Below are 15818 nucleotides of genomic sequence, written 5' to 3' on the forward strand. Positions count from 1 at the left end.
AACTTCTTACCTCTTACCTTTTACTTAAAAAACCTTTGCGTCTTATCGGTAAAAAAAAATAGCGGTCTACCTGACCGCGATTTTACCGTTTTTGTATTTTAGTTTAAACTCCTCGTCACCATTTTTGTCAAAACGGACCCAGGGGCCGTGTTTGAGACCGGCCTTGTAGTGGCCGATTTTCCAGAGTTGGCCGGTTTCCCGGTAGTACTTCCACTCTCCCTCTGGCTTTCCCATTAGAAAGGTGCCTTGGGCTTTGATTCCGCCGTTTTCAAAGAAGTAGGTCAAGGTGTTTGAAGCCTCATCCATTACCTCTTTGTCGGTTTCCTGTAGCTTAATGTCTAGCATAATACGCATGTTAGTTGATCGCTAAGTGTAAATATAATGAATAGCGGTAAACTTCCGAATCAGCATTATTTGCCAGTTTTTGTGTAATGCAATTATGGGTTTTTGAATAATATTATTTTGAATGTCAGTTTGCTGAGATTAATTTTTCCTGCTGACTACCAACTGTTTGTAGTGAATTTTACTTTAATGTGGTTTTTTAGGCCTGGCATTGTTTAATTGCCACAATAGGGAAGTAGATCTTCCCGACTTCGGTCTTCGGTCTTCCAGCTATTAATCCAATTCCTCTGTCCTTCTTACTACTTGAGATATCACCTGATCAAGTTCATCTGTAGAGTTTTTGATGTGGGGGAGCATTTCCTTAAAAACCTCAAAAGCTTCTTCGGGGCTTTCGCTTTCCAGCATGTTGATCAATCCTTTAAGTCTAGCCAAAGGTGCTCTTACCACGTGAGATTGGGTCCAAGCGATTTCCCGCAGGGCATGATTTTGCTTCTTGATTCGGTGGATCATGCGTCTGGATTCACTTACATCCAGAGCCGCGCCGATTATCCGTTCGGCTACGCCATCTTGGTTTCTCATGATACTTCCCCGGTCCACAATGTAGGCTGTTTCACCATCCTTTTTATGTATGCGGTATTCGGCTTTCCACTGCACTTGGAACCTGTCCCGGAGTGCTGACTCGATTGAATCTTGAACATTATCCCGGTCATCTGGGTGGATGACATCTAACCAGTCCTGAAGCCTGGATTTTCGGAACCTGTTTCCTAATAGGGACAGATAACTGTTGCCCCTAGTAACGACATTATCGTCAATCTGCCAGTCCCAAAGCATCTCATTGGTGGCCTGCATAGCAAGCTTGTATTTTTCATTACTCAGGTTCAAGGCCATCTGCCAGCGCTTGATCTCGGTCACATCTTGGATCACACCTTCCCAAGCGGTTATTTCCCCAAGTTCATTCTTTATAATGTTGATTTTTTGATCTACATATTTTGTGGTTCCATCCTCCATGACCAGGCGGTGGTGGTACGCATAGTAATCCTTTTCCAAAGCATGCTCGTCATGGATCAACAGCATGTATCGGTCCTCTGGATGGACGCAATCTATAGATTTTTGAAAATCAGGCTGGTAATACTCTTTGGACTTACCATAAATGGTATAAACTTCGTCGGTCCACTCCAACTTATTGTGAGTAAAATCATAATACCAATAGCCCACCTTTCCAATGGCTTGGGCTTGATTCAACCTTTTGTTTATGGTCAAAAGATTGTCTTGCCAAGCCTTTTTTTCTGTGATGTCTTTCCCTACAGCATACAGCACCGGTTCCTCGGGGTCGCAGGCAGTACTCCAGCTTATCCATTTAATATCTCCTGATTTGGTGAGATAACGGTTTTCAAAATTAGGAAAATTCTCCCCCTCAATTTTCAAGTGTAAAACACTTTTCGTTCGATCAATGTCCTCTGGGTATATAAAATCAAATAATGAACGGCCTTGGATATCTTGAACTTGATAGCCTAAGATTCCAGCGAATGATTCGTTGACTTTGTACAGCCTATCCTTGTGCAAAATACACATAAGGTCGCTACTAAGATCAAAAAAGCTATTTAGCTCCTCCATCATCCGCTTCTTTTCCAGTTCCATTCCTAGCTTCTGGCCAAGTTCGGTTAGGGTATCCATGAAGTGGTGGACATTGCTTTCATATGGGTTTGAGGATAAAAATGTCAACACCCCATACACTTTGTTTTGGCTTACCATCGGGAAACTGTAAATCTGATCCATACCATGCTGTTTGGCTGGTTCTTTTCTTACAAAACTTTCGGTCTTTTGAAGAGAACTTTTGTTTTGGGGCTGGGCTGTCTGCCAGGTGATCCCAGGTATACCTACCCCAAAGTCAAACTCATTGACCTGCTCGCTTGCCTCGACGAATTTCCTTCCGGCTTCATTGCCACCTACAGTAGCCACACGCGTTATTTTACTGTTGTCTTTGGAAATCACCCAGGCTTCACTTAATGCGGCTTTAATATGGTTATTTAAAGTGTCTAATACCTCTATGAGCCCATCCTTGATTTCCATGGACAAGGAGAAAGTATTCTTTAGGCTATTGAGTAGGTTCTTCCGGATCGCGAGGTTTTTTTCGACCGTTATCTCCCGTTGGATAATGATATAATGGGAGATCTTGTTCTGAAGGTTTCTCATCGGGAAGGTTTCCATATTTACCCAGTAGGATTCTCCTTTTTGGTTGACCTTTTCCAGTTCTACACGGGTATGTGCCTCGGGGTCAAACTCTGCTGCTTTCCTTTTATAGTCTTCCTGGTCTTTGATGGTGTAAATGAGTTCTGCAATTCTTTTACCTACAAGATCTCCATTCTCAATACCCGATATAGAATGGCTGGATTCATTTGCGTAAATTATTTCCCCCTCAAAAATACTCCGCCCTAGAGTTTCCACAATTATCACAGCATCTTGGGTGTTGCGGATGATTTGATCCATTAGCTGAAGTCTTTCCATCTCCTCGATGCGCTCGGTGATGTCTCTGGAGGTTACCAATATGCCCTTAACTGCTGGGTCTTGTCTAAGGTCTGTGGCGTGACTCTCGATATAGCGGTAATTACCAGTCGCGTTTCTGAAGCGATAGGGAGGTAGTTTGATCTGCTTCAGATGCTCGATTTTGGCAAATTCCAATATTATCTCGGGCAAGTCATCGGGGTGGATAAAGTTAAGGGCGCATTTGCCAATGAGCTCTTTGTTTTCGTAGCCAAGTATACTCTTATAAGTGCTACTGGTAAAGGTAAAGTATGCGTTATCGGTTGTAATGGCATATAATTCTCCCCCTTTTTGAATTAGCGACTCAAATTTTCTATGCGCAAAGGCAACCTGTTGGGATACCTCTTTCATTTGGGTTATGTCCCACATCACGCCATCATAATACTTTAATTGGCCTTGATCATCATAGATCTTGGTGTTCCTGTCCTCAAACCATTTGATACTTCCGTCAGCGCAGATGACACGATATTCCAGCTGGCAAAAAACCAAGTCGGCTTGTTGGCTTGCTTCATATGTCGTTGGGAGGTCATCCGGGTGGATAATGGAGGCAAAGGTCCGGTCTCCGGAGGTAAACTCTTCGGCTTTATAGCCTGTGTGCTTTTCTACATCTTCATTGATGTACAGCATAGTCCAATCGGCGTCATGCAAACATCTATAGGCGATCCCTGGGATGTTTTTGATAATAGAGTCTAGTTGTTGCCTGGAATCAGTGAGGGCTTTTATGTTTACAAGCCTTTCAATGGATATACTTAAGTTTATTACTATGGTCTTCAGAAAAGTGACATCCTCCAACTGCCAGGACCTTTCATCATGAAGATCTTCAAAAGTGATGACCCCCCAAAAACTTTTGTTGCAGAATACAGGAAAGAATATGATGGATTTGGTTCCCCGTAGCTCTAGTTTGGTTCGGAGAGTGCTCTTTTTTAGTTCGCTTACTTTAGTTTTAAAAATCCGGTTTTTCTGTAAGCTTCCTAGGCAGTACTGGAAATCCTCCGGGGCAAACGATTGGAAAGTTTCTGATACGGTTTCCGATTTTTTCCATTTATAGAGTACGCGGCTTGAAAGCTGCTTGTCCTCCTGGTTGATTTTGTAAAAGGATATAAGGTCGACTAAAATAGCATTGCCCGTTAGGCGAAAAGCATTTTGTATGGTTTCCTGCCCATGGTTGCCTTCCAACAGTACCTTAGTTACATTGTCTATAGTCTCAGTATAGATGGTTTTCTGCAGGCTTTGCTGTTGTTGAAGTTTCTCCTGTGTTTTATCTACCAAGACTCCATATATACCCACCACCTTTTCCTGTACAGCCAATGGCATCAGGGTCGCTTCGCAGTTGATACTTCTACCTCTCCGGGTTTTAAGGCTCACCTTAAAAGTGACAATCTCCCGGTGAAGGCATTTCTGTAGCATGCCCTTTACCATAAGTTCATCCTCCGGCTGAATGATATCCGTAAATAGCATCTTTGTTAGCTCTTCCTCTTTATGCTCTATGGAAAATTGGAAGTTGCCATTCGTCGAAGTGATAAAACCTTCATTGTCCAACTTAAAGAGCATATTAGGGTGGTTGTCAAAAATGCCCTTGTATATCTGCTGCTGATAGCTGAGATTGAAATAGATGGCTTTATCCTTTTCCTGAAGATGGATCTGCTCTGTCACGTCTGTGATCGAAAGGAGTATTGATTTTAGTTTTTTATCTTGACCGATTATAGGGGTGTTGATAATTCTCCACTTTCTCTCCCTAAGACTGCCCGTCTTTTGTGTAGGGATGTAGACCCGCTGCACCTTCATGTCATGGGGTTTCTTTTTGGTTTTTACCAAAATAAGGGAATTCATCAGGTTGTCGAGCAATTCCATATTATTGGTGGAAATAAAGAGCCTAAATGCTTCCTTTATTTTCAGCCCCTCAAAAAATGGCAGAGGTTTGCCCGCCAATTGACAAAAACTCGGGTTGCATCGGGTTACTCTCATGTTTACCTTTTCCCCGTCGATAATTATGGATGGGGTGAGCGTATTTTCATAAATAGCCCATATATCTGATTTTTTTAGCATTTTTATTCTGTAGGAAAGTGATTGATCAGAAACTGGTTTACAGCTAACATTGAAAGCAATTTAAGTGGACTTTTGGTTTTGATAAAATTTCGGTAAAACAAACATTTTAAGTTGTTTAAATTGCGAAAAACTGTATGTAATATTTGTTTTATTAATAAAATCTCTTAAGATGAGCTTTTTTAGAAAATAGGAATTAGTGATTATTTACTCCAATTTATTGATGATGATGTATTATAGTGCAATTGATGGCTTTTAAAGTTAATAGATGTAATTGAGATAGACAATGTGACATGGTAAAACATGAAAAAATGGAGTAAATCTCACATTTAAAAAATATTAAACATACAAATAAGTATTTGGGATTCTGTAAAATGCTTCTTTTAATGGATTTAGCTAATTATAAAATTTATTGCAAAATTTGCATCGAATCATGTTGGTTATTATATCTAATCGCAAATACACGAATGTATATTAAACTTTCTCAAAGTCCTTATTTTCTACTTATAGATAATTTACTCCAAATGGCCGGAGTGCAGTTGGAAGCAGAGTGTATTATACTATCTGTACATTGTAAAAGTTTGGTTAAGGAACAGATTGTGGTTCCTCAGCATACAGCTGCCCTTCAGACATCAGCAGGGTATAAAGTGGCAAGCTTTTCGGATTATCTTTTGGAAGATGATTTTGAGAAATGCATACAGGAAGGGCTCTTTTCAGAATCTGGAGATATGCTTGGGCACCTATTTATCATCAACCCTTCAATCGAGTTTGGAGAAGACTATAGTGCAACCGTAAATGGTATTAAAACTCAGCTTATAGAGACTGTTAATCTTATAATTAATAATCATCAGCTTATCTATAGAAATGAAAGGGGCAAATCCCTTAAATTAATTTCAAAGGTAAGTCATGAGATAAGAACGCCCCTACATGCGATTTTTGGAAATACTAGGGTTTTATTAGACACACAATTAAATAGTGAGCAGGAAGAAATAATCCAAAATATATTAAAATCAGAACGTCTCTTGATGAACCTTGTCAATGAGGTGCTGGATTTTTCAGAATTTAAGTCTGAAGAATTCAACTTAGTATATAAGCCGACTTACCTTTCTGAGCTTTTGGAAGATGCTAAGTCTCTCTTTACGCCATTGGCTAAGGAAAAAGGACTTAAAATAGAAATTGAAGCCTCTGATGTCGAGTTGCCGGTTATGGCTGATGGGATGAGGTTAAGCCAGGTGTTGAGTAACCTGCTCAACAATGCTATAAAATTCACGGAAAAAGGTAAAGTGACTTTACGGGCCAATCGTGTAAGTCACAATACATATCAGTTTGAAGTCGAAGATTCCGGAAAGGGTATTCCTGAAGAGTTTCAGAAAAAGATGTTTGAGGAATATACCCAAGCCGAGGGCGATTCTGAATTTGGAACGGGGCTGGGCTTGGCGATTTGTAAGACTTTGGTCAACAACCATGGCGGTGATATCTATGTAAAAAGCCCTGTGATTAAACCCTCCATGGAAGGACAGTCCGGTACCATTATTTGGTTTACTATTGATGCTGAGGTTTCTCAAAATGCTGATATAGCTGAGAAAGATGAAATTCATCATAATTTCGAAAATAAAAATATTCTACTGGTGGATGATGATGAGCTTATTCAAACCTTGTCTACCCACATGCTTTCTAAAGAAGGGGTGGAGACCTTTCTTGCCAATTCCGGGGCGGAGGCTATTGAGTTGGTGAAAAAGCATCAAATTGATGCCGTTTTCCTAGATGTGGAATTGGGAGAAATGAACGGATTTGAGACCTGCAAAAATTTAAAACTGAGCCTAGGTGATAAGGTGCCTATCGTGATGTTTTCCTCCCATAGAGATGACAAAACTAAGGAGTTGGCATTGAAGTCCGGTTTTACCCACTTCTTGACCAAGCCTTTTAATACGAGGACATTAAGAAAAACCCTAAGAGAATTAGGGTCGTAAAATTAAAAGTAGTGGTTGTGTGTAGTGAATGAAAAACCTACTGTGTGTATACAGTAGGTTTTCTTCTTTATTGATTGAGTCCAAAATATCTAGTATCCAAAGATACTTCAGAGAGTGTTTCCTCCAAGTCTAAAGTGGTAATCTGTATATACTCCAAGGTCTTATTCAGTTTGGGGTCCTTGTTTGCTTTTATAGCGCAATCTTCCAAATCTTTTAACCTAGCAAGGGTTTGTTTCACGATGGTAGACTGTACATGTGAAATTTCATGAAGCTTTTGATTTTGCTGCTCTATAGCGTCAATATAGTTCAGTCGATCAGTTATGTCATTTACAATGCTTAGGCGGGCCGGATTACCATTAAAATCGATCATACTGCTTTGAACGTGGACCTTAAAGACCTCCCCGTTTTTTCGCTTATTTCTGAAGGCATTTCTGCCTAATAGGGGTTTGTCTCCTAGGTATTTGATCAGTTCCACAAATGCTGGAATATCTTCGATTGGTCGTATATCTTTAGCCGTTAGATTCAGAATTTCCTCTTTAGTGTAACCGTACTGCCTTAGGGCTGCTTCGTTGACATCCAAAAACTTCGTGGTATCGGGTTCGAAAATCATCATGGGCAAGGGACTCAGATGAAACACTTGTCTGTAATTCGCTTCGTTGGTTTTTAACTTAGCAAGTGCAATTTTCTTTTCCTTTTTATCCTCAGCTTCCTGTAGTGCCCTCATTATCTTAGGCATTAGCTGATACATGCTTTCCTTTAACACATAGTCTGTGACACCATTTTTAATAAGGTCAACTGCTTTTTCTTCACCAATCACGCCTGAAACCACTATGAATGGAATGTCCGGTGCGTGGTTTTTCTTCTCCTTAAATGCAGATAACCCATCAAAGGTAGGAAGCGCATAGTCGGCAAGTATAACATCAGGTTGGTACCCTTTTAGGGCTTCTACGTAATCATGTTTGTTTTCTACTACCTTCATCTCAAACTTCGGCCCCTCCTTTTTGAGTTCATATTCGAGCAGGCCAACATCGTGAATGTCATGTTCTAGCAAAAGTATTTTCATATATCTAATTAATAATTGGTAATGTATTTATTCAGGTCAAGCCAGTAACTGGCCATCTCCTGTATGGTTTTGGTAAATTCCTCAAAATCCACTGGTTTGACAATATAACTGTTGACTCCCATTTCATAGCAAGCTTGGATGTCCTGCATTTGGTTGGAGGAGGTAAGTACGGCCACCGGTATGGTCTGGGTGGTTGTATTGTTTTTGACAGCCTTGAGCACTTCAAAACCGTCAATTTTGGGCATCTTGAGATCTACAATGATAAGCTTGAGGTGGAGCTTATCATGAGATTTAGAAAAACCGTTTTTCTTAAACAGTATATCCAAAGCCTGTTCCCCATCATCGAAATGTAGAATTTGGATCCCCGGCTGGCTTTTTTTTAAAGCCCTTTTAATCAGATCAGCATCATCTTTATTGTCTTCAATCAGTAATATATCTATTGCTTCATCATCCATTCAGATTGCTGTTTTGGTAAAGTAAAGTAAAAAGTAGCGCCTTTGTCAAACTGGCCTTTGGCCAAAACCCTGCCGCCATGCTTGGCGATTATTCTTTGTACAATACCGAGTCCAACCCCGGTACCTTCAAACTCATCATCCCTGTGGAGTCGCTGAAAAACACCAAACAGCTTGTGAGCATATTTCATGTCAAATCCTGCCCCGTTGTCACTAATATAGTAAATATATTCTATATCGTTTTCTTCAAATCCTACCTCGATCTTTGGAGCATCTTTCTTGGAACTGTATTTTATGGCATTTGAAATCAGGTTGACCAAACATTGATAGATTAGGGTGTAGTCACCTTGCACATCGGGTAGTTCGTGGATGGTAAACTTGACGGAGGGCTTTAGTTGAGGAGCCATTTCCTTGAAGATTTGAACCACCATATCCCGGGTGTGCAATTTGCATTTTTTAACCTCTTTCCTGCCGAGTTTGGAGAAATCCAACAACCCGTCGATCAGGATGCCCATGCGTTTGGAATTGTGCTGGATGATTTGGAAAAGCCTGTTCAGTTCCTCATTCATCTGTCCGTCAAATTCCTCCCTAATGATATTGGTGTAGCCGTGGATGGCCCGCAGGGGCGCCCGAAGGTCATGCGATACAGAATGAGAGAAAGATTCCAACTCCTGATTGGTGGCCTCCAGTTGATTTACGTTACGCTGCAGGTCTTCGTTCAACTGTTGGATTTCCTCTTCTGCCTTTTTCTGTTGGGTGATATCCCTTTCCGTGATAGCGATAGATTTGAGGACATTGTTGGCATCGGTAATCACCGAGGCGGATAATACTACATCGATGATCTTGCCATATTTGTTGATACGTTTCGTTTCCACAGAGCGAATTTGGTCACCTTTTAGTATGCTGGTAATCATTTCCTGGGTCTCGGCCATGAGGAATTTAGGGACGATATTCCAAATTTTCATGTTGAGTGCCTCGCTCTCGGTAAATCCGTAATTGACCTCGGCTCCTTTATTCCAAGAGATAATATGCCCATCTGGATTATGGAGGTAGATGGCGTCCTTGGATTGCTTCACTACAGCTGCTAGGTAGTTTTTGATTTCCTCTACCTCTTTTTTTGCCGTGATATCCCGCGCATTGGCAAACCATAGCCCCCTTTTCTGAACTATGTTCCAGTGAAACCATTTGATGCTGCGGTTCTTGCAATACATCTGGGCTTCAAAGGTAAAGTTGTCCATCCCCTCGCGGATCTGTTTCTTAATCAAATAATGCTCATCCTCGAGCAGATAGTGCAGCAGGGAAGTGTTTTTGATCTCATCCGGATGGTACCCCAATGCAGGCAGCACCGCCTTGTTGATTTCCTCAAACTTTAGCGTAGCGGCGTTGATAATGCCGATCATGTCAGCGGAGTTGTTGATCAGTAAGGCGTATTTTTCCAGAATGAGGTTCTTTTGCTGCAATTCCTTTTTTTGAAGGTATAGCCTGAGTAACACCGAGACCTTGGCTTCAGTGAGTTCCTTGTCCGGCGGTTTCTGTAGGTAGTCGATCGCCCCTTCCTCAAAACCTTTGACCATAAATTCCCGCTCCGTCTTCTCGGCTGAAGCAAAAATGATGGGGATATCTTTAGTACGCTTGCTGGACTTGATGATTTTGGCCACCTCAAAGCCATCCATGCCGGGCATTTTTACATCCAATATGATCAGGCATATTTCCTCGTTGATGACCAACTTTAGGGCTTCCTTCCCATCAGTGGCATGAAAAAACCGTCTTTCCGGGCGGGAAAGGAGGGCTTCCATCGCAAAAATGTTGCTGGACTTGTCATCGACAATTAGGATATTGACCTTGTCTTTGGGCATGATGCTTATTTTATGCGTTTAAAAATCTTCTGTTTTCTGTCTGTTTCCCTGAAGTCCAACCTGTGATCGGAGAACAGCAATGACTCCCTGCTTCCTAATGCCAAGTAGCCGAAGTTGCCCAGGCTTTCATAGAAAAGCTTTATTACCTTGTTTTGCAGTGTTTGGTTAAAATAAATCAATACATTTCGGCACATGATCATCTGAAACTCATTAAATGAGCCATCAGTGGCCAGGTTGTGCGTGGAAAACACCATATGTTTTTGTAAGCTTTTGTCAAACAGCGCGGAGCCATATTTGGCTATGTAATAGTCCGAAAAGGCATTTTTTCCTCCAGCAGCCATGTAATTAGCTGTGTAATCTCTCATTAGTTCCAAACTGAAAATACCTTTTTTGGCGTTATGGATAACTTTAGGATTAAGATCAGTGGCATAGATGAGCGACCGGTCCAACAGCCCTTCTTCTTTCAACATTATCGCTAGAGAGTACACTTCCTCCCCAGTTGAGCAACCTGCTACCCAAAACTTAAGTAAAGGATAGCTGGCCAATCTGGGCAGTACGTTTTCCCTTAGGCTAAGGAAAAACTTGGGGTCACGAAACATTTCTGTGACATTTACAGTGAACTCCTGCACAAACTGAGCAAAGACCTCTTCATCTGAAAGCAGCAACTTGGTAAGTCCGGAAACCCCATCTTCCAATTGGTGGGTTTTCATGAAATACTTTACCCGTCTTCCTGCTGAAGAAGGTGCATAATTGCGAAAATCAAAGCCATAGTGTCTATAGAGGATAGCCATCATCTGGGCTAAGCTTTCTTTTTCGTTTTCTAAAGTTTCTACCATCATCGGCAATTTATTGATAACTCCAGACTTTTAATAAAGATATTAGCTTTTGGATATTCACCGGTTTGCTTACATAGTCGGACATTCCCGCAATCAGGCATTTTTCACGGTCTCCCTTCATAGCTTTGGCCGTAAGGGCGATGATTGGGATATCACAGAATTTTGGAATTTTTCTAATTTCTCTGGTCGCCTCAAACCCGTCCATTTCCGGCATCATAATGTCCATAAGGATGATTTCAATGTCTTGATGATCCTTTAGCACCTTGATCGCTTCCTTTCCATTTTCTGCTATTACGCATTGTATGCCTTCTTCCTCTAGAGCATTGGTTATGGAGAAAATGTTCCTCATATCATCATCTACCACAAGGATTTTTTTGTTGATGAGCACCTCATCGGATCTGTGGAGTTTCCGGATGATTTCCTGCTTTTCGGCAGGGAGTTTAGATTCCACCCTATGGAGGAAAAGATTGGTTTCATCAAATAGTCTTTCAGGCGAATCCACCGTTTTGAGCACCACCGTATGGGCCAGCTTGTTGAGTTTAGTGGACTCCTCCCGGTTGATGTCTTTTCCGGTGTATACGATCATCGGAATTCTCTTGAGGTGCTCGGAGTTTTTAATGCGTTCCATCAACTCAATACCACTCATATCCGGAAGTCCAAGGTCGATAATGATACAGTCAAATTCCTCTTTTTGAAGGATATCATGAGCTTCCTGACCGCTGAAAGCAGGGTAGGATTTGACATCACCATTTCCGATAAGTTCGATAATAGCCTTGTTTTGCTGCTTGTTGTCTTCCACCACCAATAGCTTTTTAAGCTTCTTGTTGACAAAGTCCTCTATCCTAGCAAAGCTGCTGGCCAGTTCCTCTTTTGACAAGGGCTTTTTGAGGTAATCAAATGCCCCTAAGTCATACCCTTCTCGTCGCTTGTCATGTCCTGAGATAATCTGCACAGGAATATGGCGAAGGGTTGTGTCGTTTTTTAGTTTCTTGAGAACTTCTATCCCATCGAGTCCAGGCAGCATCATGTCCCGTGTAGCCCTTTTCCCTGACAAACCTTAAGAGGATGTTGGCAAACTTTTCGTCATCTTCAATAATTAGAATCACCTTGTGATGACTTTTGATGCTTTCTCGATCATCGGCAAAAGGAAGATTGTCCAATACCGGGGCCGTTTCGTAGTTGTCTTCAAGGGTTTCGGTCAATACTTTGCCAATCTCCTCTGTATGTTCGTAAGGAATGGTTTCTTCCAAAGAAACCTCTATCGGCAAATATAGCGTAAATGTACTCCCATGTCCTTCTTCACTTTCCAGCATGATCTCCCCACCTAGAGCAGAGGCAATTTCCCTACTGATGGATAGGCCCAGGCCCGTACCTCCATATTTTCTCTTCGTGGACCCATCAGCCTGTTGAAAGGCTTCGAAGACCACGCCTTGCTTATTGACAGGAATTCCAATACCGGTATCTTTTACTACAAAGGCCAACACCATCTCAGTACGGTTTAGTCTTTCGCTCTTAAACTGCCCACGTGAAGGCATAAGGGAAATATGAAGATCCACCTTTCCTTTTTCCGGAGTAAACTTGAACGCATTGGACAGCAGGTTTCTCAACACCTGCTCAAGCCGGAGTTTGTCGGTAAGGATGGGGAGCTCAATATCTTTGTCTTCGTAGCGGATATGGAAATCTTGGCCTTTTTTAAGGGCTACTTCCTTGAAAGCAGATTGGATTCTACCCAAAATATCCTTTACTAGGATTTCTTCATAGTCTAGCTCAATTTTCCCGGATTCTACCTTGGAAAGATCTAATATTTCATTGATGAGGGAAAGTAAGTCATTGCCTGAAGCGTGAATGTTTTTAGCAAACTCCACTTCTTTTTCCCCCAGTTTCTTGCTTTTGTTTTCCCCCAGAAGTTCAGCTAAAATCAAAACACTGTTGAGCGGAGTTCTGAGCTCGTGGGACATGTTGGCCAGAAACTCAGACTTGTACTTGCTGGTGATCTCCAGTTGACGGGCTTTTTTCTCCACATCCACTTTTGCTGTTTCCAATTGGGCTTTTTGCTCCTCTAGCAGGTTGGCTTTTTCTTCTAGTTCTTCATTAGTCTGCTGAAGCTCTTCTTGTTGAGCCTTGAGTTCGAGTTCAGATTCTTCTAAGAGCCCCGTCTTGGCATGCAGTTCTTCATTTGTCTGCCTCAATTCCTCTTGTCGCGCCTCCAGCTCTTCTGCCTGTCGCTGAGATTCTTCCAGCAATTCTTTCATCTGGGACCGAGATTGGTTGCTATGAAAGGCAATGCCTATATTTTCGCCTACAAGGTCAAGAAGCTTGAATTCTAGATCGGAGAAAGGGCGGGTGGAAGCAATTTCCAACACCCCTTTGAGTTCGCCCTCGTAGAAGAAGGGATACACGATAATGTTGTTAGGACGGGCATCCCCAAGGGCAGAACTCACCTTTATATAGTTGGCAGGGATGTCATTATAAATGATTGGATTTTGCTCCAGGGCTGCCTGTCCCACTAGTCCCTCTCCAAATTCAATGAAATTCTTGTTTCCCCCTCTTTTCTGAAAAGCATAATTTCCATACAGTTTTAGGCCACCATTTTCTGCCAAGTAAACTGCCCCGATTTGAGCATTAAGGTAGTTGGATATAAAACGGATAATTTCTTGGGCTAGCTCTTGAAGCTCCTTTTCTCCACGGATGGTGTCATTAAGATCTGAATTGCCAGTCAGTAGCCAGGTGCGGTCTCTGTTTTCATCGGAAAGTCTTTGCAAGTTGTCTCGCATTTGGCTCAGAGCTTGGCCAAGGGTGTCCTCCTCGCTGCGGACCTCTATTTCTTTGGAATAATCACCCATCCCTATGGCTTCAGCATTGGAGGCATATTGTCTGGAAATGCGGATCAGGCGATTGAAGGATTGTGCGAGGCTACCGAATTCATCCTTGCTGTATTGGGTGACATGCTCGTCAAGATCGCCGAGGGCTACCTTATCGGCCACCTGCTTGATCTTTCCAACCGTATTCACCATTCCACGGATGATGTGGTAAAGTAGCAAGGCCAACAGTAGTAGTATCGACCCACCAATAAGGATGGTTTGAGTAATGGTAGCGTTAATTTTGGCAATATTAGCCGCAGAGGTTTCCTGAATGACTTGTACGGATTGGTCTTCCAGAGTTTTCAGGGTATTAAGAAGACTTCCAGCCGTCACCCACCAATCCTCTTGGGAGAAGGTAAACTCGTCTAGTCCAGGATTGTCCAAAGCTTGTCGGATCACCGCTCGCGTATGCCGTGTATTAGGAGTGTTATTTTCTGCCATATAGGCTGCAGCAAGTGGTTCCGTAGTGCTTTTGGCAAATTGTTCCAGGTTGTTTTCTGCCTTTCCTTTCAGAGCTGCAAACTGGGCATATTCACTTCTGTTAAAACCACCTCTTAAAATGTTCTGGTTAAGTTCGCTTCTCAGTTGGCCAAAAAACTCCTTTCCATACATGAGGTTTACATGGGCCGACAGCAATCTTTTCACTTCTGGGTTTTGGGAATTGTTAAACACCCTGTTTACATCATCAATAAGGTAGAGGAGCAAGTTGCCATAATCGGCCTGCAGAGAGTCAGGGTTGCCTGTGCGGCTCTGAACCTTTTCCCGCATTCCAGGGAGCAGCGCATTCAGGCGTTTTTTGACAGCGGAGTCTGTGGCTGAGATCCGGTAAAACTCCTGAAGTGCCGCATCTGCTTTTTCTTTGTAGTCCAGAAGTTTGGTTTCTGATCCAATATTACCTCCTAGCACAAAGTCTTCGGAGATAGCCCTTTCCTGTTGCAGTGCATGCACTACCTTAGAGAGGGAGGCGGTCCTCTCCACATCGAGCTGGACTTCCTTCAGCTGGTTTCTGTCATGAAAATCCTGCTGTAAAGCAGTAGCGATAAAATACAGTAAAGCCGCCACTGGGGTCAGGGAAAGGAGTAAAAGTTTATACCTGATAGATAGGTTGTTCAAGATATTCATAGGCTGGGAAAATTACACTATCCCCAAAAATAAATAAGTTTCCCAAAACATCTAATTCCTCTGATAATCAGAAATATGCGGATTTTTGGATAAAATGATATGTACGCGTTTTTTAGTTGATAAAAGATGTGGTTTGTGGTAAAAAAAGTGCTGAATGTGGCAGAAAGAGTTTTTTTTAAAATACTTAGAAAGGGTACAAAGAACAAAGTACAAGGTACGAAATGTTGTATCGCACTTCGTACTTCGTATTTCGTACTTCGTACTTATGATCCCATTCCTAATTCAATCCTCCAGCTTCAACGAAGAATACCCTTCTCTTTTATCAGAGTAAGTCTTGTTAAGGATTCTCAGGTATTCATCGAGCTCTTTTGCTGAGGCGGTGACGTGATTGCAGATGGTTTTGATGGAGTCGTCCTGTATGCTGTCTTTATCCATCATTGCGGTGAGACCCATAAGATTTGCTACCGGTTTTCTGAGTCCATGGGATATGTCGAATATGATCTTTTCAAGGGTTTCTATATATGCCTTTCTTTCGGAAATATCCTGAAATGTTCCATACCATACCACTGTGCCGTTATCGAGCCGCTCAGGTTTGGCGTAAACCCAGTGCCAAGTATCTCTGTCGCTGAATTGGGATGTTTTTATCCTATATTCAACATTCAGCATGCTAAGGTTTTTAAAGGAGCCTGTAAGGGCCTCATAAAGTTTGGGCACATCCTCTGGGTAAACTAC

The 15818-nt window shown here is 42.1% G+C and carries 10 protein-coding genes; 1 reads left to right on the plus strand and 9 read right to left on the minus strand.

What is annotated here, in order from left to right; all coding sequences use genetic code 11:
• Window positions 1-66: 66 nt before the first annotated feature.
• Both FPL27_RS04095 and FPL27_RS04100 read right to left on the minus strand, forming a co-directional pair.
• Window positions 67-345, minus strand: coding sequence for a toxin-antitoxin system YwqK family antitoxin (locus FPL27_RS04095; RefSeq protein ID WP_185974295.1), 279 nt, complete (start codon window positions 343-345; stop codon window positions 67-69).
• Window positions 346-615: 270 nt separating this feature from the next.
• The gene (locus tag FPL27_RS04100; protein WP_143959876.1) at window positions 616-4929 is read right to left on the minus strand and encodes a PAS domain S-box protein; all 4314 of its coding nucleotides are present in this window, start codon (window positions 4927-4929) and stop codon (window positions 616-618) included.
• A 464-nt stretch (window positions 4930-5393) separates the two neighbouring features.
• Between FPL27_RS04100 and FPL27_RS04105 the strand changes: the two genes are divergently transcribed.
• Entirely contained in the window at window positions 5394-6896 is a 1503-nt protein-coding gene (locus tag FPL27_RS04105) for an ATP-binding protein (protein WP_185974296.1), read from the plus strand.
• 67 nt (window positions 6897-6963) lie between these two features.
• Here the strand turns inward: FPL27_RS04105 and FPL27_RS04110 are convergent, their stop codons facing one another.
• The 7 genes from FPL27_RS04110 to FPL27_RS04140 all read right to left on the minus strand — a co-directional run bounded on the left by FPL27_RS04110 (window position 6964) and on the right by FPL27_RS04140 (window position 15800).
• Window positions 6964-7959, minus strand: coding sequence for a PAS domain S-box protein (locus FPL27_RS04110; protein WP_143959878.1), 996 nt, complete (start codon window positions 7957-7959; stop codon window positions 6964-6966).
• 8 nt (window positions 7960-7967) lie between these two features.
• On the minus strand, window positions 7968-8414 hold the full coding sequence (locus FPL27_RS04115) for a response regulator (protein WP_143959879.1): 447 nt from the start codon (window positions 8412-8414) through the stop codon (window positions 7968-7970).
• Window positions 8396-10267: a PAS domain S-box protein gene (locus tag FPL27_RS04120; protein WP_143959880.1), complete on the minus strand. Its 1872-nt coding sequence runs from the start codon at window positions 10265-10267 to the stop codon at window positions 8396-8398. The genes FPL27_RS04115 and FPL27_RS04120 overlap by 19 nt, the downstream gene beginning before the upstream one ends.
• 5 nt (window positions 10268-10272) lie before the next feature.
• Window positions 10273-11106 carry a CheR family methyltransferase gene (locus FPL27_RS04125; RefSeq protein WP_143959881.1) on the minus strand — a complete coding sequence of 278 codons (834 nt, stop codon included), beginning with the start codon at window positions 11104-11106 and terminating at the stop codon, window positions 10273-10275.
• A gap of 7 nt (window positions 11107-11113) precedes the next feature.
• A complete protein-coding gene (locus tag FPL27_RS04130; RefSeq protein WP_143959882.1) occupies window positions 11114-12130 on the minus strand; it encodes a response regulator in 1017 nt (338 codons plus the stop codon).
• Window positions 12033-15086, minus strand: a complete 3054-nt coding sequence (locus tag FPL27_RS04135; protein WP_143959883.1) for a nitrate- and nitrite sensing domain-containing protein — start codon at window positions 15084-15086, stop codon at window positions 12033-12035. Before FPL27_RS04135 ends, FPL27_RS04130 begins: the two co-directional genes overlap by 98 nt.
• Window positions 15087-15368: 282 nt before the next feature.
• Window positions 15369-15800, minus strand: a complete 432-nt coding sequence (locus FPL27_RS04140) for a hypothetical protein (protein WP_143959884.1) — start codon at window positions 15798-15800, stop codon at window positions 15369-15371.
• Between the last annotated feature and the right edge of the window lie 18 nt (window positions 15801-15818).

It is taken from the genome of Litoribacter populi, assembly GCF_007483685.1.
Lineage (GTDB): Bacteria > Bacteroidota > Bacteroidia > Cytophagales > Cyclobacteriaceae > Litoribacter > Litoribacter populi.

What these genes read in the sequence shown, in the direction of transcription:
- FPL27_RS04095 (WP_185974295.1), bottom strand. Translation starts at nt 345, where the DNA reads ATGCTAGACATTAAGCTACAGGAAACCGACAAAGAGGTAATGGATGAG.
- FPL27_RS04100 (WP_143959876.1), bottom strand. Translation starts at nt 4,929, where the DNA reads ATGCTAAAAAAATCAGATATATGGGCTATTTATGAAAATACGCTCACC.
- FPL27_RS04105 (WP_185974296.1), top strand. Translation starts at nt 5,394, where the DNA reads ATGTATATTAAACTTTCTCAAAGTCCTTATTTTCTACTTATAGATAAT.
- FPL27_RS04110 (WP_143959878.1), bottom strand. Translation starts at nt 7,959, where the DNA reads ATGAAAATACTTTTGCTAGAACATGACATTCACGATGTTGGCCTGCTC.
- FPL27_RS04115 (WP_143959879.1), bottom strand. Translation starts at nt 8,414, where the DNA reads ATGGATGATGAAGCAATAGATATATTACTGATTGAAGACAATAAAGAT.
- FPL27_RS04120 (WP_143959880.1), bottom strand. Translation starts at nt 10,267, where the DNA reads ATGCCCAAAGACAAGGTCAATATCCTAATTGTCGATGACAAGTCCAGC.
- FPL27_RS04125 (WP_143959881.1), bottom strand. Translation starts at nt 11,106, where the DNA reads ATGATGGTAGAAACTTTAGAAAACGAAAAAGAAAGCTTAGCCCAGATG.
- FPL27_RS04130 (WP_143959882.1), bottom strand. Translation starts at nt 12,130, where the DNA reads ATGATGCTGCCTGGACTCGATGGGATAGAAGTTCTCAAGAAACTAAAA.
- FPL27_RS04135 (WP_143959883.1), bottom strand. Translation starts at nt 15,086, where the DNA reads ATGAATATCTTGAACAACCTATCTATCAGGTATAAACTTTTACTCCTT.